Raw genomic sequence first — 23,528 nt, 5'->3', positions numbered from 1 at the left:
AGAAATGTACGGGTGTCAGCGAACCTGATCGACCTTGATGCGCACGGGCTGGGTGTCGCTGCCGTCGAGTTTCACGCCGTGGTGTTCGGTGTTGATGAACAGCAGCTTGCCGTCGAGCTCGATACGCGCGCTGATCGCATAGCGGTGGCCGGGCTTGACCTGGGCCGGGTCATAGGTGAGGTGGAACGGCAGCGGCACGTTGCCTTTAACCGGGCCGGCCTGGCTGGCCAGGGTCACTGCGGGTGCGTCCATCAGCGACACGTCCTGCAAGCTGACGCTGAGGGTGGCGGTTGGGGGCAGGGCGATGCGCTGCAGGTAGAAGACTTCGCCGTCCAGGCTGGCCTGGGTCGATGGGGTGTGGCTGGAGCAGGCTGCAAGCAGGGATGCGCAACACAGCATAAAGAGCTTTTTCATGGAATCTCCGTAGTCCTTGGCGCTGGCTTTTGGCCAACCCCAGGGACTTTAGCGGATTTGCGCGTCAGATGAAGCCTCAGAGGGCCGAAGTTTCCAGGGAGTCGTCACGGTGCAAGGCCACCTGGCGGATCGACAAGCGTAACTCCGCCGACAACACGCGCTTGGCGACCGCTTCTGCCACCTCGGCGAGCTTGTCGTGGTAGCCCAGCTTGCCTTGCGCGTCTGCCTGCAGCACGCCTTGCTCGATCAACGTCTGGATGAAGTGGCGGAACAGGGTCTTGTCGAAGAATTCCGGGGCGTTGAGGCCATGCAGAATCGACAGGCGCTGGGCCATCATCACGCAGAGGTCTTCCAGCGCTTCGGCACTCAAGGTGTGCTGGCCGCTGTTGAGCAACAGCGAAGTGGCCATGTAGAAGCGCTGCAAGGTCTGGGTGATGTTGCGGGCCAGCAACGTCAGCAGTACGAACGGCCGAGAGCTCGGTGCCGGGCGCAGGTAGACATCGTTTTCCTGGCGCAACAGCCCTTGTTCGACCAGTGCTGCCAGCCACTGGTCGATCACCTCGTCCAGCTGCTCCGGCGCCCAGCGCAGGAACAGTTCGGTTTGCAGGTACGGGTACAGCGCCCGGACATACTGGCCAAGCAGTTCGCGGCTCATGCGTGAGCTGCTGAGGAAGAAGCTGGCCAACAAAGCCGGCAGGGCGAAGATGTGCAGGACGTTGTTGCGGTAATAGGTCATCAACACCGCATCGGCTTCATCCAGGTACAAGATGCGGCCCAAGGCGTCCTTCTGCTCGGACAGCAGCTTCATACCCTTCACATGCTCGATCAAGGCCAGGCCATCTCCCTCCGGCAAGGTGGTGTGGGGCGAATACGGCACCTTGCGCAACAGCGACAGATACAGGTCCAGTACGCGGCTCAGAGCACGTTCGTCGAGGGCGTGGCGGCTGGTGGACAGCAGCGCCAAGGCCACCAGGTTGACCGGGTTGATCGCCGCGGCCTCGTTGAGGTGGCGCGCCACGGTGTCGCCCAGGCGTGAAGTGGCCTGGTTGAGCCAGGCCGGGCGGAACTGTGGGCCGTGGTCCTGTTCACGCCAGCCGGGTTGCTGCTCGTCGAGGAAGCCCGCCAGGCGGATCGGCTCGCCGAAGTTGACGTAGACCTGGCCAAAGCGCTGCTTCAGGGCACTGAAGACCTTGAAGATGTCGAAGATCGACTCCTTCTTCTTGCTCGCGCCGCGCAGTTCGCCCAAGTAGGTGCGGCCTTCGAGCACGCGCTCATAGCCGATGTACACCGGCACGAAGACGATGGGCGTGCGCGACGAGCGCAGGAAGCTGCGCAGGGTGATTGCCAGCATGCCGGTACGCGGTTGCAGCATCCGCCCGGTGCGCGAACGGCCGCCTTCGACGAAATACTCCACCGGGAACCCTTTGCTGAACAACGTGTGCAGGTACTCGTTGAACACGGCGGTATAGAGCGGGTTGCCCTTGAAGGTGCGGCGCATGAAGAACGCCCCGCCACGGCGCAGCAGGCTACCGACGACCGGCATGTTGAGGTTGATGCCGGCCGCCACGTGCGGCGGGGTGAGGCCGTTGCGGAACAACAGGTACGACAGCAGCAGGTAGTCGATGTGGCTGCGGTGGCAGGGCACGTAGATCACTTCGTGGCCCGGGGCGATGCCTTGTACCTGCTCGATGTGGTTGACCTTGATGCCGTCGTAGATCTTGTTCCAGAACCAGCTGAGCACCACTTCAAGGAAGCGGATCGCGGTGTAGGTGTAGTCCGAGGCGATCTCGTTGCCATAGCGCAGCGCCTGGGCTTCGGCCTTGGCCAGCGGGATGCCCTCGCGCTCGGCTTCGTCGCTGATGGCCTGGCGTACCTGGGGCGCATGCACCAGGCCTTTCACCAGGTTGCGTCGGTGCGAGATGTCCGGGCCGATCACGGCTGTCTTGAGGTTACGGAAGTGCACGCGCATCAGGCGCTGGGCCATGCGCACGGTGCGCTCGTGGCCCTTGTTGTGCTGCACCAGTTCACGCAGGTGGATCGGTGCAGAGAACTGCACACGCGTCTTGCGCCCCAGGATCAGCACGGTCAGCAGCCGGCGCAGGCGCCCGGTGACCGCCCAGCTGTCGGCGAACAGCAACTTCCAGGGGCTGGACTCACTGGCGGGGCTTTGGCCCCAGAACACACTCACCGGAATGATCTGCGCGTCTTCCTCGGCGTGCTGGGTCACGGCCGCGACCAGGCGTTCGAGGGTGGGCGGGGCGCCGCTTTTGTCCTGGCGGCCCAGCCAGTCGGGGTCGGGCGTCAGGTAAAAGAACGCGGCCGGCTCGTGCAGGGTGCCTACGGCCACCGGCAGCACCGGGCGTGGCAGCCCTGCCTTGGTGCACTCGCGGTCGAGTACTGCCAGGTCGGTCAGCGAGGGCGACGGCAGGGCATAGAACACCGGGCGGCTGCGGTCGAGCTTGAGCGTCAGCGACGACTGGTTGATGGTCTCGGAGCGCACCCACAGGTACAACAGGCGACGCAGGGCGCCGAAGATCAGGCGGCGCAGGGGGGAACGGGTCATGAGGAGTGGGCCCTGGGAGTGATTTTCAGGTGAGTATCCAGCCAATTAGTCTGCCGTATGTGCGTAAGTTCAGCAAAAACCGGCAAAAATCCGGACCGTCATCAATTTTTTTTAATCTGTGTCATATACTCGGCCTGCCACTTGCAGGATATTTCGGCAAGCGGCGTCGGCACGCGGTGATGACTGCGGGCCTACAAGGCGATCTTCACAATAAAAATCCGGAGTAGTTCAGATGTCGTCTCGTGAGACTGGGAATGTAAAGTGGTTCAACGATGCCAAGGGCTATGGCTTCATTCAGCGCGAAGGTGGTGCGGATGTGTTCGTCCATTATCGGGCGATCCGCGGTGAGGGGCATCGTACCCTGGTCGAAGGGCAACAGGTCGAGTACGCCTGCGTGCAGGGCCAGAAAGGCCTGCAAGCCGAGGACGTAGTAGGGCTCTGAGCCTCATGTGGTAAGCCTCAAGCTGCAAGTCCGTGTCACTTGCAGCCTGATGCGATCAGTTTCCAGCGTGTTCAGCTGGTGCGCCAGGTGATTTCCTCTTCACCGTCGGCGCTGATGCGGATCCAGCGATCGGCATCTTCTTCACCGTCTTCCTCGACCCAGCCACCCGGTGCGCAGCGTACTTCGACGCCGAGCGCAGCATGCGCGGCGCGTGCACAGGCGACGTCATCAGCCCACGGCGTCTGATCGCTTTCCAGGTAAAGGCTGTTCCATTTCCCTACAGCCTTGGGTAACCAAGTGACTGGAATGTTACCGGCCTTGCATTTGAAGGTCTGGCCTTTTTGCTGCCATTCGCTGCACGGGCCGACGGCCTCGGCGAGCCAGGCGGCAATCTGCTTGTGGTCGACGTCGGCGTCCTTCAGGTAAATCTCGATATCAGGTTGGCGCATAAGGGCTCCGGGTGTGCTCAGTCTTGGCGCACGAAATAGTCATAACGCATGGAAACCGTGACCTCGAACGGCTCGGCCTGTTCGATCACCAGTGCCCGTTTTTCGGCGCTGGCGCGCCAGCCGTGCGGGGTCATGGCCAACAGGTCGGCACGTGCCTTGGGCGCAGCCAGGCTCAGGCGGAACTCAAGGGTTTCGCTGTGCGCATGGGCCATGCCGTCCGGCACCAGGGCCAGGTGCTTGTCGTCGGCGTACGGGCGCACTTCATCGTAGAGCACTTCACGCAGCTCCATCAGGTGGCCGCTGGTCGGGCCGACCCGCATCAGGCCACCGCCAGGGCTGAGCAGGCGCTTGGCTTCGGCCCAGTCCAGCGGGCTGAACACGCTGGCGATGAACTGGCAGCTGGCGTCGGCCAGGGGCACGCGGGCCATGCTGGCGACCATCCAGGTAACCGACGGATCACGCCGGCAGGCGCGCTTGACCGCTTCGCGAGAAATGTCCAGGGCGTAGCCGTCGGCGTCAGGCAGGGCTTGGGCCAGCTGCGCGGTGTAATAGCCTTCACCGCAGCCGATGTCCAGCCACGCACCAGGCTGGCGCTCGGCAGCGAGCTCGGCCAGGCGACCGGCCACCGGGGCGTAGTGCCCGGCGTCGAGGAAATCGCGACGGGCTTCGACCATGGCTTGGTTGTCACCCGGGTCGCGGCTGTTCTTGTGCTGCACCGGCAGCAGGTTCAGGTAACCCTGGCGGGCGCGGTCGAAGCGGTGGCCGGCAGGGCACACCACGCCATTGTCGAGCCGCGACAGGGCTGCCTGGCAGAGGGGGCAGGCCAGCATCAGGCGAGCAACCGGACCAGGGTCTGGTAGTAGATCTCGGTCAGCAGGTCGAGGTCGCTGGCCAGGATACGCTCATCGACCTGGTGAATGGTGGCGTTGACCGGGCCGAGCTCGACCACCTGGGTGCCCATGGTGGCGATGAACCGGCCATCGGAGGTACCGCCGCTGGTGGACGGGTGGGTATCCCGGTCGGTGACGGCTTTGATGCTGGCCGACACCGCATCGAGCAATTCGCCCGGCTCGGTAAGGAAAGGCAGGCCGGACAGTGCCCAGTCGACGCTCCAGTCAAGCTGATGCTTGTCCAGGATCGCCGCCACCCGCTGCTGCAGGCCTTCGACGGTCGACTCGGTAGAGAAGCGGAAGTTGAACAGCGCAGTCAGCTCACCGGGTACCACGTTGGTGGCGCCAGTGCCGGAATTGAGGTTGGAGATCTGGAAGCTGGTTGGCGGGAAGAACGCGTTGCCTTCGTCCCAATGCTCGGCCGCCAGTTCTGCCAGGGCGGGGGCGGCGAGGTGGATCGGGTTGCGCGCCAGGTGCGGGTAGGCCACATGGCCTTGCTTGCCACGCACAGTCAGTTTGGCGCCCAGCGAGCCGCGGCGGCCGTTCTTGACCACGTCGCCGAGCAGGGTGGTGCTTGAAGGCTCCCCGACGATGCACCAGTCCAGGCGCTCGTTGCGTGCTTTCAGGCGCTCGACCACGGCCTTGGTGCCGTGGTGGGCCGGGCCTTCTTCGTCGCTGGTGATCAGGAAAGCGACCTTGCCACGGTGGTCGGGGTAGTCGCGCACGAAGCGCTCGCTGGCCACCACCATCGACGCCAGGCTGCCTTTCATGTCGGCGGCGCCACGGCCGCAGAGCATGCCATCGGCATCGATCAGCGCTTCGAACGGCTCGTGCTGCCACTGCTGCACCGGGCCGGTCGGCACCACGTCGGTATGGCCGGCGAAGCACAGCACCGGGCCGTCCTGGTTGCCATGGCTGGCCCAGAAGTTGTCGACGTCTTCGATGCGCATGGGTTCGAGCTGGAAGCCCACGGCGCCCAGGCGATTCATCATCTGCGCCTGGCAGTCGGCATCGACGGGGGTGACCGAGGGGCGACGGATCAGGTCGCAGGCCAGTTGAAGGGTAGGCGAGAGCTCGGCAGGGGCCGTCATGGGGAACTCCGGGGCAAGGCAAGGCGGAAAAACGAGGGGCGTTATCTTATATCAAACGAGGGTTGTCGGCACGGGGCAATGGGGCCGCTGGGCGGCCCCGGCCTGTTTCAGGTGGCTTGTGCTTCGACGTTCTTTTCGGCAGGTTTTGGCAACGACGACAGCAACGCCATCACCAATGCCGCCAGGTACGGCAACGACTGCACCAGCAGCATCGCCACCCAGAAGCGCATGTCCGAACTTGGCAGCCCTTGCACCAGATAGATGCCCAGCGCCGCGCCCCACAACAGCAGCATGATGAACAGTTCTTCGCGCGCTTCGGAGAGGGCCACCAGCACACCATGGCTGTCGGCATTCTTGGGCGTGCGGAAGAACGGCATGCTGCTGGTGAAGAACCCGTACAGCACCGCCTTGGCGATGGTGTGCGACAACGCCAGCCCCGCCAGCGCGGCGGCGAAGGCATCCTTGAGGTTGACCCCGACCGCCCGGCGGTACAGGAAGATGATCTTGCCCACCTTGAAGAAGAACAGCGCCAGCGGGGGGATGGCGAAGATCATCAGAGGCGGGTCGACCCGGTGCGGCACGATGATCATTGCCGCCGACCACAGCAGTGCGCCGACGGTGAAGAAGATGTTCATGCCGTCGGCGATCCACGGCAGCCAGCCGGCCAGGAAGTGATAGCGCTGGCCGCGGGTCAGCTCGCTGCCCTTGCCGCGCAGCAGGGCGCCGGCATGGTGCTTGATGATCTGGATGGCGCCGTAGGCCCAGCGGAAGCGCTGCTTCTTGAAGTCGATGAAGGTGTCGGGCATCAGGCCCTTGCCGTAGCTGTTGTGGGCATAGGCGGCCGACAGGCCTTTTTCGAACACCCGCAGGCCCAGCTCGGCGTCCTCGCAGATGCACCATTCGGCCCAGCCCAGCTCTTCCAGGACTGAACGGCGGGTCATGGTCATGGTGCCGTGCTGGATGATTGCGTCACGGTCGTTGCGGGTGACCATGCCGATGTGGAAGAAGCCCTTGTACTCGCTGTAGCACAGCTTCTTGAAGGCGCTTTCGTGCTGATCGCGGTAGTCCTGGGGCGACTGCACCACGGCGATTTTCGGGTCGGCGAAATGCGGCACCATGTGCTTTAGCCAGTTGCGGTCGACGCAGTAGTCAGAGTCGATCACCGCGATCACTTCGGCATCTTTAGCGGTGTGCGGGAGCAGGTAATTGAGCGCGCCGCCCTTGAAGCCGGCCAGGGGCGCGACATGGAAGAACTTGAAGCGCTCGCCAAGCTTTTCGCAGTGGGCCTTCAGGGGCTCCCACACGGCCGGGTCCTTGGTGTTGTTGTCGATCACCAGCACTTCGTAGTCGGGGTAGTCCAGCGCGGCCAGGGCATCGAGGGTCTGCTTGACCATCTCGGGAGGCTCGTTGTAGCAGGGGACGTGCACCGACACCTTGGGCCGGTAGGCGCTGTCGGCCTGCACCGGCAGGAATTCGCGACGGCGCTTGTGTATCCATACCGCCTCGGCCAGTTCGTGGGCTTCTGTCAGCAACACGATGAACACGCCCAGTGCACCCAGCGCTAACAGCACGCCCACGGTGAGGCTGAACCAGGTGCTGTATTGCTGGCTGTAGTCGTAGGCAATCCATACCAGCACCGACCCACACAGGAAGGTGATGAAGGTCAGGAAGGTGCGGCCGCGCTGGCGCAGGGCAGAGCCGTCGATGAACAGCACCATCAGGGCAATCATCGCCAGCACCACCGAGGCGACCGCCAGGGCACGCCACTGCGGGATGGCGACTACCGGGCCATCGAAGTTGAACTTCTGCTGGCGCTCGGCGTTGAACACGCCCCAGTAAGCCCCCACCGAACCTTCGTCACTGGCTTTCCAGGGCTGGTCGTAGGCCTCGATCACAAAGTAGTTGTAACCGCGGCGGTTGAGCGTGTTCACCAGGGTGCGCAGGTAGATGGCCTGGTCAGCCTGGGTAGCATCGGCACCGCCGCGCATGCGGCCATTGCTCGGCCAGCCGACTTCCGACAGCAGCAGCGGCTTGCGCGGGAACTGCTGCTTGAGGTCGCGGGCGCGGTCGAGCACGAACTCCACCGAGTCCTGCATCGGCACGAATTCCCAGTAAGGCAGGATGTGCGCGGCGATCAGGTCGACGTGCTTGGACAGCTCCGGGTGTTCTTTCCAGATGTGCCACTGCTCACTGGTGGTGACCGGCACCTTGACGGCGGCGCGTACCCGGTCCAGGTACTGGATCAGTGCCTCGGGCGTGACTTCTTCGCGGAACAGCGCCTCGTTGCCGACCACCACCCGCACCACGCTGCGCGAGGTGTTGGCCAGTTCGATGGCGGTGGCGATTTCGCGCTCGTTGCGCTCAAGGTCCGGGCTGATCCAGATACCCAAGGTCACCCGCAGGCCGAATTCTTCGGCCAGGCGCGGGATATCTGCCTGGGTGCCCTCTACGGTATAGATGCGGATGCTGTCGGTCAGCTTGCTCATCTGCTCCAGGTCTTGGCGCATCTCGTCGTCGCTGGGGTACTGGCCCTTTTGCGGGCTCTCGCCGAGGCGGAAGGGCGAGTACGAGAAACCAGAGATCTGCTCCGGCCAGGCAGGCGCGGAGACGGGGCGGTTGATCAGCGCCCAGAACCCGGTGAACAGCGCCGCGATGGCCAGGACCACGACCAGGTTGAGGCCGAATTTGCGTGATGACATTGTCGTCCAAGTCTGTCGGATTGAGTGAACATTAAAGCAGGATTGGCCGGCAGTTTCCTAACCATGGAGGCCAGCGGCGCCATTGGCATATAATGCGCGCCGTTTTTAGCGGTATGCGCTTCGGGGTAGCAAGATGAGCACAGAAGATCCACGCTTTGCAGGCGTCGCCCGATTGTATGGCGATGATGGCCTGCAACGATTGAAACAGGCCCATGTGGCGATCGTCGGTATCGGCGGGGTCGGCTCGTGGGCGGCCGAGGCGTTGGCGCGCAGTGGCGTGGGCGAGATTACCCTGTTCGACCTCGACGATGTCTGTGTCAGCAATACCAACCGTCAGGCCCATGCCCTCGAAGGGCAGGTGGGGCGGCCCAAGGTCGAGGTCATGGCCGAGCGCCTGCGGGCGATCAACCCAGCGTGCACGGTGCACGCGGTAGCTGACTTCGTCACCCGCGAGACCATGGCCGAGTACATCACCGAAGGCCTCGACTTCGTTATCGACTGCATCGACAGCGTCATGGCCAAGGCCGCGCTGATTGCCTGGTGCAAGCGGCGCAAGATCGGCGTTGTGACCACCGGTGGCGCGGGGGGGCAGATCGACCCAACGCAAATTCAGGTGGGTGACCTCAACAAGACCTTCAACGACCCGCTGGCTTCGCGGGTACGGTCCACCTTGCGCCGCGACTACAACTTCTCGCGCAATGTCAGCCGTAACTACGCCGTGCCGTGTGTGTTTTCCAGCGAGCAGCTGCGCTACCCCAAGGGTGATGGCAGCGTTTGCCTGCAGAAGAGTTTTGTCGGAGAAGGCGTGCGCCTGGACTGCTCGGGTGGTTTTGGCGCGGTGATGATGGTGACCTCGACCTTTGGCATGGTCGCGGCCAGCAAGGCCGTGGAAAAACTGGTGGCGGGTGCCAGGCGGCCTTCTGAGCGGGTCAAACCCGAGTAACCCTGTTCCCTTTTCGCGGGCAAGCCCGCTCCTACAGGGGCTGTGCACTACTCAGGGCCTGTGCAGTTCCTGTAGGAGCGGGCTTGCCCGCGAAGAAGTCCCACTGTTCAGTGGCTGGAGGTGATTTCTGCCATCCGCAGCAATACCGCATGCAGGCCATTGCTGCGCGAGGGGGACAGTTGCCGCTCCAGGCCTAACTGGCTGAACCAGCCCGGCAAATCCACGTTGGCCAGCTCGCTGCTGGCCAAACCCTGCACCCGCACCAGTAGCAAGGCCAGCAACCCGCGCAACAACCGCGCATCGCTGCTGGCCTTGAATCGCCACTGGCCATCCTGTTGTTCAGCCACCAGCCACACCAGGCTTTCACAGCCATGCACGCGGTTGTGCTCGCATTTGTCGGCCTCACTCAGCGGCTCAAGACGATCACCCCACTGCATCAGCAGCCGCGCACGTTGCTCCCAGCCGCGGGCCTGCTCGAACTGTTCCTGCGCCTCGCGGGCAGCTGTCGATAAACTCATCGCAACATCTCCAGCCCTTGATCCAGCGCCTCGAAAAAGCGCTGCAGGTCATCGCTGTCGTTATACAGCCCCAGCGACACCCGAATCGCCCCCTCAAGCCCCAGCCCTTTGAGCAGCGGCATGGCGCAATGATGGCCGGCACGCACGGCGATGCCTTGCTCGGTCAGCAGATGGGCGATGTCGGCGTTGTGCACCCCTTCGATCACGAAGCTGGCCAAGGCCGTCTGTGGCGAGCCGAGCACGCGGATGCCATCGCGGTCGGCCAGCCCGCGCAGCAAGTGCTGGTGCAAGCTGGCCTCATGCCGTTCGACCGCGTGAGCATCGAGGCTGGCCAGGTAATCGAGCGTGGCGCCCAGGCCGATGACACCCGCGATCGGTGGGGTTCCGGCTTCGAAGCCCAGCGGGGCGGGGCGGAAGCTGGCGCTCTGGTACTCGGCCAGTTGCACCATTTCACCGCCAAATTGCCAGTGGCGCAGCAGCGCCAGCGCCTGGCTGCGACCGTACAGCACGCCAACCCCTTCCGGCCCATACAGCTTGTGGCTGGAAAAGACATAGAAGTCGCACGCCAACTGCTGCACATCATGGCGGCCATGCACCACGCCCTGGGCCCCGTCGACCACAGTCAATGCGCCTTGGGCCCGGGCATGGGCCAGCAAGGCCGACAGCGGCTGCCAGGTGCCCAGCACGTTGGACAGCTGGCTGACCGCCAGTACCCGGGTGCGTGGCCCGATCAGTTGCAGGGCCTGATCGAGGTCGATGCAGCCGTGAATGTCGAGCGGCAAGATGACCAGGCGAAGGTTGCGCCGCCGGGCCAGCTGTTGCCAGGGCAGCAGGTTGGCATGGTGTTCCAGGGCACTGACGGCGATTTCGTCACCGGCTTCGAAGCGGTGCTCCAGGCCATAGGCCAGCAGGTTGAGGGCCGAGGTGGCGCCATGGGTGAAAACGATCTGCCGCGAATCGGCGGCATTGAGCCAGGCGGCAACCTTGTCGCGGCTGGTTTCGAACGCCTGGGTCGCCAGCGCGCCGGGCAGGTGTTGGGCACGGTGCACGTTCGCCGCGCCATGGCCATAGTAATGGCTCAGGGCATCGATCAGGGCTTGCGGTTTCTGGCTGGTGGCGGCGCTGTCCAGGTAAGTCTGGTGCTGCCGTTGCAGGGCGGCGATGGCGGGGAAATCGGCACGCCAGGGGGAGGGCTGGAACATGGTCGCGGGGCCTGGAATGAAAAACGGGTCTGGCATTACGCCAGACCCGATCTTATCACTTCAAACCGAGGAAGGTTCTCAGTTGTGGGCGTGCAGCGCCTCGTTCAGCTCGATGGCCGACTTGTGGGTCTTGCATTCCACCGCGCCGTTCAGCGAGTTGCGACGGAACAGCAGATCGGTCTGGCCGGCCAGGTCGCGGGCCTTGACCACTTTGACCAGCTCGTTGTTCTCGTCGAGCAGGTTCACCTTGGTGCCAGCGGTGATGTACAGGCCGGCTTCAACGGTGTTGCGGTCGCCCAGCGGGATGCCGATACCGGCGTTGGCGCCGATCAGGCAGCCTTCGCCGACCTTGATGACGATGTTGCCGCCACCGGACAGGGTGCCCATGGTCGAGCAGCCGCCGCCCAGGTCCGAACCCTTGCCGACGAAGACGCCCGCCGAAACGCGGCCTTCGATCATGCCTGGGCCTTCGGTGCCCGCGTTAAAGTTGACGAAGCCTTCGTGCATGATGGTGGTGCCTTCGCCGATGTAGGCGCCCAGGCGCACACGGGCGGTGTCGGCGATACGCACGCCGGCCGGGACCACGTAATCGGTCATTTTCGGGAACTTGTCCACCGAGAACACTTCCAGCAGCTCGCCCTTCAGGCGTGCTTCCAGTTGCAGTTCGGCCAGCTCGCCCAGGTCGACGGCGCCTTGGTTGGTCCAGGCGACGTTTGGCAGCAGCGGGAAGATGCCGGCCAGGCTCACGCCGTGCGGCTTGACCAGGCGGTGCGACAGCAGGTGCAGCTTGAGGTAGGCCTCTGGGGTCGAGGTCAGCGCAGCGTCTTCTGCCAGCAGGGTGGCGACCAGCGGCTTGTGGCTTTCGGCCAGGCGGGTCAGCAGGGCAGCCTGGGCGGCATCGACGCCTTTCACGGCTTCAGCCAGCTGCGCCGCTTGCGCGTTGCTGAACGCAATGGCCTGGTTGCCGCCTTCGTAGCCGAGGATCGGGGTAACGGCAGCGATCAGCTCGGCGCTTGGGTTGACCAGCGGTTGTGCGTAGAAGACTTCAAGCCAGGTGCCCTGGCGGTTCTGGGAGCCGACACCGAAGGCCAGGCTGAACAGGGTATTGGACATGGGATTACCTCGTGCGAAATAGGGTGGAAGCGCAGGCGGGCTCAGGCCAGCGCTGCGGCATACGAATCAGGTTTGAAACCAACCAGGGTGCGCTCGCCCAGATCGAGCACCGGGCGCTTGATCATCGAAGGTTGGGCAAGCATCAGCTCGACGGCCTTGGCCTGGTCGATATCAGCCTTGCTGGCGTCGTCGAGCTTGCGGAAGGTGGTGCCGGCACGGTTGAGGATGACTTCCCAGCCGTGCTCGTCGCACCAGCGGTTCAGGCTGTCACGGTCGATGCCTTGGGTTTTGTAGTCATGGAATTCGTAGGCGATGGCTTTGTCTTCGAGCCAGGTACGCGCCTTTTTCATGGTGTCACAGGCTTTGATGCCGTAGAGCGTGTAAGTCATTGTGTACATTGGGGCAAAGGTTCCCCAATTTCTCCATTTTTCGAAGGTCAGTCGCGGGATTATGCGGGAACGATTCGGTGAGCGCCACGGGGTGTGGGCGAATGGGGAGGGGTGAGACTTGTAGCGCCTATGAGACCGAGCGCCGCCCGCGCGGCGTTTCGCAGCACAAGGCTGCTCCTACATTTGTTTCGGGCCAGTGCGGCCTGTGACATTTGCGCGCGACCGCCTTGTTTGTCCGACACGATATCAAGGTGGGCACCAAGGGGCCGCGCGCCCATGCCACAGGAATAATTGGCCCGAAACAGATGTAGGAGCAGCCTTGTGCTGCGAAGCGCCGCGCGGGCGGCGCTCGTTCTCATAGGCGACAACGCACTTCAGCCTTGCCCCCCGTCACCCAAACACATGCATCATTGTGTTACATATTCCCGCCCCGCCTGCGACTATCGTGCAGCGGCCCCGCATTGCCATACGCCGCTAACATATTGTTTCAATGGCGATGTTTCGCCTCGCTACAGTTATTGATTCATAAAGGAAGCTTTCACGGATGCAGTCAGCCTATACCGTCCTCATTTTGCTCACGCTGGTCAGCGTGTCGAAGCTGGTCGGCCGGATGATTCCGCTGCCCCTGCCATTGGTGCAGATTGCCGCTGGCGCGCTGCTGGCCTGGCCCACCCTGGGGCTGCACGTGGCCCTGGACCCCGAGCTGTTCCTCTTCCTGTTCCTGCCGCCGCTGTTGTTCGCTGATGGCTGGCGCATTCCCAAGCGCGAGTTGTGGCGCATTCGCGGGCCGGTGGTGGCGCTGGCCGTGGGGTTGGTGCTGTTTACGGTGGTCGGCGCCGGTTACTTCATTCACTGGCTGTTGCCGAGCATCCCGCTACCGGTCGCCTTTGCCCTGGCCGCGGTGCTGTCGCCTACCGATGCCGTGGCCGTTTCGGCCATTGCACAGGACCGTCTGCCAACCCCGCTGATGCATATGCTGCAGGGTGAGGCGCTGATGAACGATGCCTCGGGCCTGGTGACGTTCAAGTTCGCCTTGGCCGCAGCGATCACGGGGGTGTTCTCGTTGGCCGATGCAAGCTTCAGCTTCGTCCTGGTCGCCCTTGGCGGCCTGGCGGTCGGCGTTGCCCTGAGCTGGCTGATCGGCCGTCTGCGCGCCTGGATGATCGCCCGCGGTTGGGACGACCCCGCCACGCACGTGGTGTTCATGCTGTTGCTGCCCTTTGCGGCGTATGTATTGGCCGAGCGCCTGGGGGTATCCGGCATTCTGTCGGCAGTGGCGGCCGGCATGATGCAGAGCTGGCTTGACCTGCTGCCCCGCCAGACCAGTACCCGCTTGCTCAATCGCAGTGTGTGGTCGTTGCTGGAGTTTGCCTTCAATGGCCTGATCTTCCTGCTGCTTGGCCTGCAATTGCCGGACATCATCAAGGCCGTCGTGAGCCACGAGGCCACCGTGTGGCCGACCTTGGCCTGGCGCTGCCTGGATGTGCTGGCGATCTTCGCAGCGTTGATCCTGCTGCGGTTTATCTGGGTGCAGAGCATCTGGCGGGCCATTGGTGTGGTACGCCGCTGGCGGGGCAAGCCGGCGCTGGTGCTGATGCCCACGGCGCGTTCCTGCTGGCTGCTGACCCTTGGGGGCGTACGTGGCGCCGTGACCCTGGCGGGCGTGATGTCGGTGCCGCTGTTGATCAGTGCGGGCCAGGCGTTCCCCGAGCGTGATTTGCTCATCTTCATCGCCGCAGGGGTCATTCTGCTGTCGTTGATCAGTGCCTGCATTGCCTTGCCGATCCTGCTGCGTGGCGTCACCCAAAGCCCGGACGAGCGGCTGCATCAAGAAGTGCTGGAGGCTTGGCGACGCACGGCCGAGGCCGCGATTCATGCCCTGGAGGCGGAAGAGGTGATCGATGCCAACGCGCCGCAGGATGCCGCGCAGGCGACACTGGCGACCGAGCTCAAGGCACGGTTGATGGCCGAGTACCGGGACGAGCTGGACAGTTACAACGACACGGCGGAGGCACGGGCAATGGCTGAGCAGATGGACCTGCTTGAGCGGCGTTTGCGCTTGCGTGCGCTGCGGGCGCAGCGGCTGGAGTTGTACAACCTGCATCGCCAGCACCTGGTGGGCGATGAGGTGGTGCGGCAGGTGCTGGGTGAGCTGGATATGAGCGAGGCGAACCTGGGCGCTGTCCGGTAGGTCGCAGGGGCTGCTCTGCAGCCCGTGAGAATCCCTGTGGGGGCAACTGTCTTGCGCAATTTCTAAAAATTGACTCATTACGTGGGAGCGGGCTTGCCCCGCGAACACCGGCGAAGCCGGTGCCATGCACCGCGTAGCCCCATTCGCGGGGCAAGCCCGCTCCCACAGGGTCCTCACAAGGTCTGAGCCTGCGCAGTTACCTGTGGCTTGTCGGGGCGCCGAGCCGCTGCGATGGGGCGCAAAGCGCCCCCTGCCTAATCAGCGATTCTGCAGGAACGCGCGAATCCGCTCGGCGGCCTCGATGCACTCGGCCAGCGGCGCAACCAGCGCCATGCGCACTCGGCCAGCGCCAGGGTTCACGCCATCCACTTCACGCGACAGGTACGAACCCGGCACCACGGTCACATGCTGGGCTTCGAACAGGTCGCGGGTGAACGCGGCGTCGCAGCCCGGCACCTTGGCCCACAGGTAGAAGCTGCCATCCGGGCGTTGCACATCCATCACCGGCTGCAGGATATCCAGCACGGCATCGTACTTGGCGCGGTACTGGTCACGGTTTTCGCGCACGTGCGCCTCGTCCTGCCAGGCAGCGATGCTGGCCAGCTGGGTCTGCACGGGCATGGCGCAGCCGTGGTAGGTGCGGTACAGCAAAAATGGCTTGATGATCTCGGCATCGCCCGCGACAAAGCCCGAACGCAGGCCAGGCAGGTTGGAACGCTTGGACAGGCTGTGGAACACCACGCAGCGTTTGAAATCGCTGCGGCCCAGTTCGGCGCAGGCGCTGAGCAGGCCCGGTGGTGGGGCGTCTTCGTCGAAGTACAGCTCGCTGTAGCATTCGTCGGCGGCGATCACGAAATCATGCTCGTCGGCGAGGGCAATCAGCTTCTTCAGGGTGTCCATCGGCACCAGTGCGCCGGTAGGGTTGCCTGGCGAGCACAGGAAGAGGATTTGGCAACGCTGCCAGACATCTGCCGGCACGGCGTCGAAGTCAGGGTTGAAGCCGTTGTTTTCAAGGCACGGCAGGTAGTGCGGGGTGGCGCCTGCCAGCAGCGCCGCACCTTCGTAGATCTGGTAGAACGGATTAGGGCTGACCACCAGGCCATCATCGGCCCGGTTGACCACGGCCTGGGTGAAGGCGAACAGTGCTTCACGGGTGCCGTTGACCGGCAGGATGTGACGGTCGGCATCCAGCCAGCCGGTTGGCACGCCGAAACGGCGCTCGCACCACTGGCCGATGGCCTGGCGCAGCCCTGGCAGGCCGAGGGTGCTGGGGTACACCGCCAGCTTGTCGAGGTTGTCGGCCATGGCCTGGGCGACGAACGCCGGCGATGTGTGCTTCGGCTCACCGATCGACAGCGCGATGGCGCGCTTGTCTGCCGCTGGTTTCACACTGCCCAGCAGGGCGCGCAGTTTCTCGAACGGGTAGGGCTGAAGCTGGGTCAGGGCATGGTTCATCGGCGCAAGGTCTCGTCAATCGTCTAATCGTTAAAAGGTCACGCGGGTCGGGCTGGCGTCGCTTGCCTGGCCAGCCTGCAGCTGCTGGACGATAGCCTCCTGCAGGCGGCTGCACAGCTGCGGGTCGGACAGCGGCTGGTTGTCGGCATCGGTGATGAAGAACACGTCTTCCACGCGCTCGCCGAGGGTGGCGATTTTGGCATTCTGCAACGACAGGTCGAACTCCAGGAAGATGCGGCCGATCCGGGCCAGCAGGCCCGGCCGGTCGGGCGCGGTGATCTCAAGGATGGTCACCGGCCGCTGGGCATCGTTGAGGATGGTCACCTGCGGCGGGAAATTGAAGTGCTTGAGCTGGCGTGGCACCCGGCGCTGAATGATCGTCGGGTAGTCCTCGGGGTTGCGCAGCGCTTCGGTGAGGCCGTCGCGAATCTGCTTGACCCGCTGCGGGTTGTCGCCGATCGAGCCGCCGTCATTGTCGAGCACGATATAGGTGTCGAGGGTGAACTGGCTGCTCGAGGTGATGATGCGCGCGTCATGGATGTTCAGGTTCAGCTGCGACATGGCCGCCACGGTCACGGCGAAGAAGTCGTGCTGGTCGGGGGCATAGATGAAGATCTGCGTACCGCCCTCGAACTCGCGCTGGGTGGTTTCCTTGATCAGCACCAGCGGCCCGCCGTCGGCCGGCTGCTGGAGGATGGCGTCGGTGTGCCAGGCCACATCGGCCGCGTTGTGCTTGAGGAAGTAGTCGTCGCCCAGCTGCGACCAGAGTTGCTCGACGTCGTCCGGGTCGACGCCTTCGCGCACGAGGATGTCCAGCGCGGCGCTTTGGGTCTGGCGGATCTGCTCTTCGCGGTCCAGTGGGTTTTCCAGGCCGCGGCGCAGGGCGCGCTTGGTCTCGGTGTACAGCTGGCGCAGCAGGCTGGCGCGCCAGGAGTTCCACAGGCTGGGGTTGGTGGCGTTGATGTCGGCCACGGTCAGCACATAGAGGTAATCCAGGCGGGTCTCGTCCCCCACATGCAAGGCAAAGTCGTTGATCACCTGTGGGTCGGACAGGTCTTTGCGCTGTGCGGTGGTGGACATCACCAGGTGGTTCAGCACCAGCCAGACGATCAGGCGGCTGTCCCAGGCCGGCAGTTGGTGGCGCTCGCAGAACGTCTGTGCGTCCACCGCGCCCAGCTCCGAGTGGTCACCCTGGCGGCCCTTGCCGATGTCGTGGTAAAGCCCGGCCAGGTAGATCAGCTCGGGTTTGGGCAGGCGGCCCATGAGCTTGCTGGCCAGCGGGAATTTCTCGGAAACCGGCGTGTACTGCAGTTTGCGCAGGTGCTTGATCAGGTTGAGCGTGTGCGCATCGACCGTATAGATGTGGAACAGGTCATGCTGCATCTGCCCGACGATCAGGCCGAATTCCGGCAGGTAGCGGCCGAGGATGCCGTAGCGGTTCATCCGGCGCAGGTTGCGGTGGATGCCGATCTCGCACTTGAACAGCTCGATGAACAGGCTGGTGTTGCGGATATCGTGACGGAAGGTTTCGTCGATCAGGTGCCGGTGCTCGCGCAGCAGGCGCACGGTATCGGCGCGTACCCCTTTGATCTCCGGGTGCTGGGCCATCAGCACGAAGATCTCCAGCATGGCGAACGGCGTGCGTTTGAATACGTTCGGCTTGGCGGCTTCTATATAGCCGTCATGCAGGCGGAAGCGCGCATTCAAAGGTTGGGTGGTGCCACTGTCATCGTCGGCGAGGATGACTTCCTCGAAGTGCTGGATGATCAGGTCGCACAACTGGCTGATGCTCATCACCACCCGGTAGTACTGCTGCATGAACTGCTCGATCGCGCGCTTGGGGTTCTCGTCGCTGTAGCCCAGCAGGGCGGCGATGCTGCGCTGGTGGTCGAACAGCAAGCGGTCTTCCGAGCGCCCGGCCAGCATGTGCAGGGCATAGCGCACCTTCCACAGGAAGTCCTGGGAGGAGGCCAGCAGTTCGTTCTCGCTTTCCAGCAAAAAACCTTCACCGGCCAGGGCGTGCAGGTTCAGCGTGCCGTATTGGCGGCGCGCCACCCACAACACGGTCTGGATGTCGCGTAGGCCACCAGGTGAGCCCTTGACGTTGGGCTCAAGGTTGTACTCGGTGTCGTTGTACTTGTGGTGGCGGGCCTTGAGCTCGGCGCGCTTGGCCAGGAAGAACTCCTTGCTCGGCCACATGTGCTCGGTGCTGGTGACGTCCAGCATGCGCTGGCGCAAGGCTTCGGGGCCGGCGATGGTGCGGCTTTCCATCATGTTGGTGATGACCGTCAGGTCGGCACGCGCCTGCTCGGCACATTCGTCGACGGTGCGCACGCTCTGGCCCACTTCCAGGCCGATGTCCCAAAGCAGGGTGAGGAAGCGCTCGATGGCCTCGCGGTATTGCTCGTGTTCGGCAGCACCCAGCAAAATCAGCAGGTCGATGTCGGAATGCGGGTGCAGTTCACCGCGCCCGTAACCGCCCACCGCGACCAGGGCGATGCCGCTATGGTCGCCCCAGTCGAACTGGTTCCAGGCCTGCTGCAGGATGTTGTCGACGAGCCAGGCGCGGTCCTCGATCAAACGGCGGATTTCGCGGCCTTCGCGAAAACGCCGGTCGAGCACCTCGCCCGCCTGGCGGATGGCTTTCTTGAAGGCGGCGATAGGGCTCGCCTTGAGGGCCAGTTCCGCCTGGAACTGGCCGCGGTCGAACAGCTCGGGATCCACCTGGGGCATTGCGTCGCGTTCCTGTCGTGGGGTGCCTGGCGCGGACTCAGGCCGAGGTGTGCGCGATGGTGTCGTCCTTGCGCAGGGTGAAGATCTCGTAACCGGTCGCCGTCACCACCAAGGTGTGCTCCCACTGGGCCGAGAGCTTGCGGTCCTTGGTAATGGCGGTCCAGCCATCGCCCAGGACCTTGGTGTCGGCCTTGCCCTGGTTGATCATCGGCTCGATGGTGAAGGTCATGCCTTCTTTGAGTTCCATGCCAGTGCCGGCGCGGCCGTAGTGGAGGATCTGCGGTTCTTCGTGGAACACTTTGCCGATGCCGTGGCCGCAGAACTCGCGCACCACCGAGAAGCCGTTCTTTTCAGCGTGCTTCTGGATCACTTCGCCGATGTCGCCCAGGCGGCAGCCCGGCTTGACAAGCTCGATGGCCTTGTACATGCATTCCTGGGTGACCTTGGACAGGCGCTCGGCCCAGACCGGCACGTTGCCGACGTGGAACATGCGGCTGGTGTCGCCGTGGTAGCCGTCCTTGATCACGGTGACGTCGATGTTGAGCGTGTCACCGTCCTTGAGCGGTTTGTCGTTGGGGATGCCGTGGCAGACCACATGGTTGATCGAGGTGCAGATCGACTTGGGGTAACCCTTGTAGTTGAGCGGCGCCGGGATGGCCTGCTGGACGTTGACGATGTAGTCGTGGCACAGGCGGTCCAGTTCTTCGGTGGTGACACCGGGCTTGACGTGCTCTTCGATCATTTCCAGCACCTCGGCGGCCAGGCGGCCGGCGATGCGCATCTTCTCGATGTCTTCTGCGGTCTTGATGGTGACGGTCATTACAGGCTCTCTACGGCGCCGTGCACGGCGCGAACAAACGGGAAAGGCCGGATTCTAGCAGAGCAGGGCGGCAATCGGTCGGGATAAAGCCGGCCATCCTGCTGTCTATAGAGGGCATTTTGGCCTGAAAGCCTGGGTGCTGCAAAAACCGCTGACGGACGCGACAGTATTCGGGTTCCGTTCGCTCGCGGTCTGTGGTATAAAATGCGCCGCTTTCGGGGTCGACCCCGTAAGCACTAAACCCACACACGTGTCGACACGATGACCTGGGTGCCCCGGATTCTAGAATCTGTGGGTTGGTCATTGGGATGCGTGGAGGCCCAACCCGACTTATCAAGGAACTATCATGTCCCAAGTCAACATGCGCGATATGCTGAAGGCCGGTGTGCACTTCGGCCACCAGACCCGTTACTGGAACCCGAAAATGGGCAAGTACATTTTCGGCGCGCGTAACAAGATCCACATCATCAACCTGGAAAAAACCCTGCCAATGTTCAACGAAGCTCTGGCTTTCGTAGAGCGTCTGGCCCAGGGCAAGAACAAGATCATGTTCGTCGGCACCAAGCGTTCCGCCGGCAAGATCGTCGCCGAGCAAGCTGCTCGTGCCGGTTCGCCATACGTTGACCACCGCTGGTTGGGCGGCATGCTGACCAACTACAAAACCATCCGTGCTTCGATCAAGCGTCTGCGCGACCTGGAAACTCAGGCCGAAGATGGCACCTTTGCCAAGCTGACCAAGAAAGAAGCCCTGATGCGTTCGCGCGATCTGGAAAAGCTGGACCGCAGCCTGGGTGGTATCAAGGACATGGGCGGCCTGCCTGATGCCCTGTTCGTGATCGACGTTGACCACGAGCGCATTGCTATCACCGAAGCCAACAAGCTGGGCATCCCGGTTATCGGCGTTGTCGATACCAACAGCAGCCCGGAAGGTGTTGACTACATCATCCCAGGTAACGATGACGCCATTCGCGCTATCGAGCTGTACATGACTTCGATGGCTGATGCCATCATCCGCGGCCGCAACAACGTTGCTGGCGGCACCGAAGTCTACGCTGAAGAAGCGGCTGCACCTGCTGCTGAGTAATTGACGCCTGGCGTCTACTTGGCACGCAAAAAGGGGGCTTTGCCCCCTTTTTGCCACCTTGAAATCCTGCTGTCAGCAACCGCCCCGCACTATGGGCCTGCTGAGATAAAAACAGCGGATTTGCAGAATTGAACGCCCGTGATGAGCGGGTGGAATGGTTGAAAAACTTTCCAAGAGGATTTTGAAATGGCAGCAATTACTGCAGCGCTGGTCAAAGAACTGCGCGAGCGTACCGGCGAAGGCATGATGGATTGCAAAAAGGCCCTGGAAAAGGCCGGCGGCGACATCGAAAAAGCCATTGACGACATGCGTGCCTCGGGCGCCATCAAGGCCGCCAAAAAGGCTGGCAACGTCGCTGCTGAAGGCGCTATCGCCGTCAAGACCGACGGCAAAGCCGCCGTTCTGCTGGAAGTCAACTCGCAGACCGACTTCCTGGCCCTGCAAGACGACTTCAAAAACTTCGTAGCCGAAAGCCTCGAAGAAGCCTTCGCCCAGAAGCTGACCGACGCTGCACCGCTGATCGCCTCGCGCGAAGCAGCCCGTGAAGCCCTGGTCGCCAAGTGCGGCGAAAACGTCAACATCCGCCGCCTGGCGCGCGTTGAGGGTGACGTTGTTGGTGCTTACCTGCACGGCAACAAGATCGGTGCCGTTGTTGTCCTGAAAGGCGGCGACGTCGAGCTGGCCAAGAACATCGCCATGCACGTTGCTGCTTCGAACCCGGAGTTCCTGGATGCATCGGAAATCTCCGCCGAGGCCATCGAGCGCGAGAAGAATGTCTTCCTGCAGCTGAACGCCGACAAGATCGCCGGCAAGCCGGAAAACATCGTTGAGAACATGATCAACGGCCGTATCACCAAGTTCAAGGCTGAAGCTTCGCTGAAAGAGCAAGCCTTCGTCATGAACCCGGAAGTCAAGGTTGGCGAGCTGGCCAAGAAAGCCGGTGCTGAAATCGTTTCCTTCACCTACTTCAAGGTCGGCGAAGGCATCGAGAAGCCAGTCGACAACTTCGCTGAAGAAGTTGCCGCTCAGGTAGCTGCTGCCAAGCAGTAAGACAGACACGTCTGTCGCCCCAAAGAGGCTGCCCGCTCACGCGCGCAGCCTCTTTGTCAAAGCGGGAGCGGTTTTCCAAACCGCTGTTCGCTGACGCAGTCGCTGCGTCACGTTAGAGTTACACGCAGGCTCAAACAGCCCGCCAGAATTTTTTTACAAACGCCGCAGGAGAGATTCGCAATGGCTCAGCAGGGCAGTGGTCATCAGGCTCGCTATAAACGCATTCTACTCAAACTTAGCGGCGAGGCCCTGATGGGCTCGGAAGAGTTCGGGATCGACCCCAAGGTCCTGGATCGCATGGCGCTGGAAGTCGGTCAACTGGTCGGCATCGGTGTGCAAGTCGGTCTGGTGATCGGCGGTGGCAACCTGTTCCGTGGTGCGGCGCTCAGTGCAGCCGGCATGGACCGCGTCACCGGTGACCACATGGGCATGCTGGCGACCGTCATGAATGCCCTGGCCATGCGCGACGCGCTGGAGCGGGCAAACATTACCGCCATCGTCATGTCGGCGATTTCCATGGTAGGCGTGACCGATCACTATGATCGCCGCAAAGCCATGCGCCACCTGAACGCCAAAGAAGTCGTAATCTTCGCTGCCGGTACCGGCAACCCGTTCTTCACCACCGACTCCGCCGCTTGCCTGCGCGCCATCGAAATCGATGCCGACGTGGTATTGAAGGCAACCAAGGTCGATGGTGTATACACTGCAGATCCATTCAAAGACCCGCATGCCGAGAAGTTCGATCATCTGACCTACGATGAAGTGCTGGATCGCAAGCTGGGTGTGATGGATCTGACGGCAATTTGCCTTTGCCGCGACCACAAGATGCCGCTGCGCGTCTTCAACATGAACAAGCCGGGCGCCCTGCTGAACATCGTGCATGGCGGCGCGGAAGGAACCCTGATCGAGGAAGTTCAAAAATGATCAACGCTATCAAGAAAGACGCCCAGGACCGCATGGGCAAGTCCATCGAGGCGCTGGGTCGCCACCTGGCTGCCATCCGCACCGGCCGTGCCCACCCAAGCATCCTGGACAGCGTCAAGGTCACTGCCTGGGGTAGTGAAATGCCGCTGAACCAGGTGGCCGCGATTACCGTCGAGGACGCGCGCACCCTGAAGATCGTTGCGCACGACAAGAACCTCAGCGCTGCCATCGAAAAAGCCATCCTGACCTCCGACCTGGGCCTGAACCCGTCCAGCGCCGGTACCACCATCCGCGTCCCGATGCCGGCCCTGACCGAGGAAACCCGCAAGGGTTACACCAAGCAGGCCAGCGGCGTTGCCGAAGATGCCAAGGTAGCCGTGCGTAACGTGCGCCGTGACGCACTCGCCGACCTGAAGAAGCTGACCAAGGACAAGGAAATCAGCGAAGACGAAGAACGTCGCGCCGCTGACGAGATCCAGAAGCTGACCGACAAGTTCGTCGCCGAAATCGACGCTGCGTTCAAGGCCAAGGAAAAGGACCTGTTGGCCGTCTAAGGCC

At 63.0% G+C, this 23,528-nt stretch carries 20 protein-coding genes; 7 read left to right on the top strand and 13 right to left on the bottom strand.

Going from position 1 to position 23,528, the window contains the following annotated elements:
- Nucleotides 1-15: 15 nt before the first annotated feature.
- Together GIB19_RS05535 and plsB are read right to left on the bottom strand one after the other, a co-directional pair.
- Nucleotides 16-414 carry a YbaY family lipoprotein gene (locus tag GIB19_RS05535; RefSeq protein ID WP_027595774.1) on the bottom strand — a complete coding sequence of 133 codons (399 nt, stop codon included), beginning with the start codon at nucleotides 412-414 and terminating at the stop codon, nucleotides 16-18.
- 76 nt (nucleotides 415-490) lie between these two features.
- On the bottom strand, nucleotides 491-2,977 hold the full coding sequence (gene plsB / locus GIB19_RS05530; RefSeq protein WP_265968637.1) for a glycerol-3-phosphate 1-O-acyltransferase PlsB: 2,487 nt from the start codon (nucleotides 2,975-2,977) through the stop codon (nucleotides 491-493).
- A 232-nt stretch (nucleotides 2,978-3,209) separates the two neighbouring features.
- Between plsB and GIB19_RS05525 the strand changes: the two genes are divergently transcribed.
- Entirely contained in the window at nucleotides 3,210-3,419 is a 210-nt protein-coding gene (locus GIB19_RS05525) for a cold-shock protein (protein ID WP_027595776.1), read from the top strand.
- Nucleotides 3,420-3,490: 71 nt separating this feature from the next.
- Here the strand turns inward: GIB19_RS05525 and GIB19_RS05520 are convergent, their stop codons facing one another.
- From GIB19_RS05520 to GIB19_RS05505, 4 genes are all read right to left on the bottom strand, one after another.
- Complete coding sequence (locus tag GIB19_RS05520; protein ID WP_027595777.1) at nucleotides 3,491-3,868, bottom strand: hypothetical protein; 378 nt, start codon at nucleotides 3,866-3,868, stop codon at nucleotides 3,491-3,493.
- Nucleotides 3,869-3,885: 17 nt separating this feature from the next.
- The gene (locus GIB19_RS05515; RefSeq protein WP_274884155.1) at nucleotides 3,886-4,698 is read right to left on the bottom strand and encodes a putative RNA methyltransferase; all 813 of its coding nucleotides are present in this window, start codon (nucleotides 4,696-4,698) and stop codon (nucleotides 3,886-3,888) included.
- Entirely contained in the window at nucleotides 4,698-5,849 is a 1,152-nt protein-coding gene (gene dapE / locus GIB19_RS05510) for a succinyl-diaminopimelate desuccinylase (protein WP_099428480.1), read from the bottom strand. Before dapE ends, GIB19_RS05515 begins: the two co-directional genes overlap by 1 nt.
- A gap of 107 nt (nucleotides 5,850-5,956) precedes the next feature.
- A complete protein-coding gene (locus GIB19_RS05505) occupies nucleotides 5,957-8,548 on the bottom strand; it encodes a glycosyltransferase (protein ID WP_274884151.1) in 2,592 nt (863 codons plus the stop codon).
- A 133-nt stretch (nucleotides 8,549-8,681) separates the two neighbouring features.
- Here GIB19_RS05505 and tcdA point away from each other — a divergent pair, with 133 nt between their 5' ends.
- A complete protein-coding gene (tcdA, locus tag GIB19_RS05500; RefSeq protein ID WP_274884150.1) occupies nucleotides 8,682-9,491 on the top strand; it encodes a tRNA cyclic N6-threonylcarbamoyladenosine(37) synthase TcdA in 810 nt (269 codons plus the stop codon).
- A gap of 107 nt (nucleotides 9,492-9,598) precedes the next feature.
- Here the strand turns inward: tcdA and GIB19_RS05495 are convergent, their stop codons facing one another.
- The 4 genes from GIB19_RS05495 to GIB19_RS05480 all read right to left on the bottom strand — a co-directional run bounded on the left by GIB19_RS05495 (nucleotide 9,599) and on the right by GIB19_RS05480 (nucleotide 12,713).
- Nucleotides 9,599-10,009, bottom strand: coding sequence for a SufE family protein (locus tag GIB19_RS05495; protein ID WP_274884149.1), 411 nt, complete (start codon nucleotides 10,007-10,009; stop codon nucleotides 9,599-9,601).
- Nucleotides 10,006-11,211: a cysteine desulfurase gene (locus GIB19_RS05490; protein ID WP_274884148.1), complete on the bottom strand. Its 1,206-nt coding sequence runs from the start codon at nucleotides 11,209-11,211 to the stop codon at nucleotides 10,006-10,008. Before GIB19_RS05490 ends, GIB19_RS05495 begins: the two co-directional genes overlap by 4 nt.
- Before the next feature lie 78 nt (nucleotides 11,212-11,289).
- Nucleotides 11,290-12,324 (bottom strand): 2,3,4,5-tetrahydropyridine-2,6-dicarboxylate N-succinyltransferase, encoded by a 1,035-nt coding sequence (dapD, locus tag GIB19_RS05485; protein ID WP_027595784.1) that lies wholly within the window; start codon nucleotides 12,322-12,324, stop codon nucleotides 11,290-11,292.
- 41 nt (nucleotides 12,325-12,365) lie between these two features.
- Complete coding sequence (locus GIB19_RS05480; protein WP_027595785.1) at nucleotides 12,366-12,713, bottom strand: ArsC family reductase; 348 nt, start codon at nucleotides 12,711-12,713, stop codon at nucleotides 12,366-12,368.
- Nucleotides 12,714-13,257: 544 nt separating this feature from the next.
- Between GIB19_RS05480 and GIB19_RS05475 the strand changes: the two genes are divergently transcribed.
- Nucleotides 13,258-14,904 (top strand): Na+/H+ antiporter, encoded by a 1,647-nt coding sequence (locus GIB19_RS05475; RefSeq protein WP_085272745.1) that lies wholly within the window; start codon nucleotides 13,258-13,260, stop codon nucleotides 14,902-14,904.
- 258 nt (nucleotides 14,905-15,162) lie between these two features.
- Here the strand turns inward: GIB19_RS05475 and dapC are convergent, their stop codons facing one another.
- Genes dapC through map form a run of 3 tightly spaced genes read right to left on the bottom strand, consistent with a single transcriptional unit; the run spans nucleotide 15,163 to nucleotide 19,912 of the window.
- Nucleotides 15,163-16,359, bottom strand: coding sequence for a succinyldiaminopimelate transaminase (gene dapC, locus GIB19_RS05470; protein WP_099428484.1), 1,197 nt, complete (start codon nucleotides 16,357-16,359; stop codon nucleotides 15,163-15,165).
- Between the two features lie 30 nt (nucleotides 16,360-16,389).
- A complete protein-coding gene (locus GIB19_RS05465) occupies nucleotides 16,390-19,092 on the bottom strand; it encodes a [protein-PII] uridylyltransferase (RefSeq protein ID WP_274884140.1) in 2,703 nt (900 codons plus the stop codon).
- Nucleotides 19,093-19,129: 37 nt separating this feature from the next.
- Nucleotides 19,130-19,912: a type I methionyl aminopeptidase gene (map, locus tag GIB19_RS05460; RefSeq protein WP_274884137.1), complete on the bottom strand. Its 783-nt coding sequence runs from the start codon at nucleotides 19,910-19,912 to the stop codon at nucleotides 19,130-19,132.
- A 346-nt stretch (nucleotides 19,913-20,258) separates the two neighbouring features.
- Here map and rpsB point away from each other — a divergent pair, with 346 nt between their 5' ends.
- From rpsB to frr, 4 genes are all read left to right on the top strand, one after another.
- Complete coding sequence (gene rpsB / locus GIB19_RS05455; protein ID WP_027595792.1) at nucleotides 20,259-20,996, top strand: 30S ribosomal protein S2; 738 nt, start codon at nucleotides 20,259-20,261, stop codon at nucleotides 20,994-20,996.
- A gap of 186 nt (nucleotides 20,997-21,182) precedes the next feature.
- On the top strand, nucleotides 21,183-22,046 hold the full coding sequence (gene tsf / locus GIB19_RS05450; RefSeq protein WP_027595793.1) for a translation elongation factor Ts: 864 nt from the start codon (nucleotides 21,183-21,185) through the stop codon (nucleotides 22,044-22,046).
- A gap of 180 nt (nucleotides 22,047-22,226) precedes the next feature.
- Nucleotides 22,227-22,970, top strand: coding sequence for a UMP kinase (gene pyrH, locus GIB19_RS05445; RefSeq protein WP_009686950.1), 744 nt, complete (start codon nucleotides 22,227-22,229; stop codon nucleotides 22,968-22,970).
- Nucleotides 22,967-23,524: a ribosome recycling factor gene (gene frr, locus GIB19_RS05440; RefSeq protein WP_099453134.1), complete on the top strand. Its 558-nt coding sequence runs from the start codon at nucleotides 22,967-22,969 to the stop codon at nucleotides 23,522-23,524. The genes pyrH and frr overlap by 4 nt, the downstream gene beginning before the upstream one ends.
- Nucleotides 23,525-23,528 lie beyond the last annotated feature (4 nt).

The sequence above is a fragment of the Pseudomonas sp. ITEM 17296 genome (genome assembly GCF_028895205.1).
Classification (GTDB): Bacteria; Pseudomonadota; Gammaproteobacteria; order Pseudomonadales; family Pseudomonadaceae; genus Aquipseudomonas; species Aquipseudomonas kermanshahensis.
This window is presented reverse-complemented; position numbering and strand designations above follow the sequence as displayed.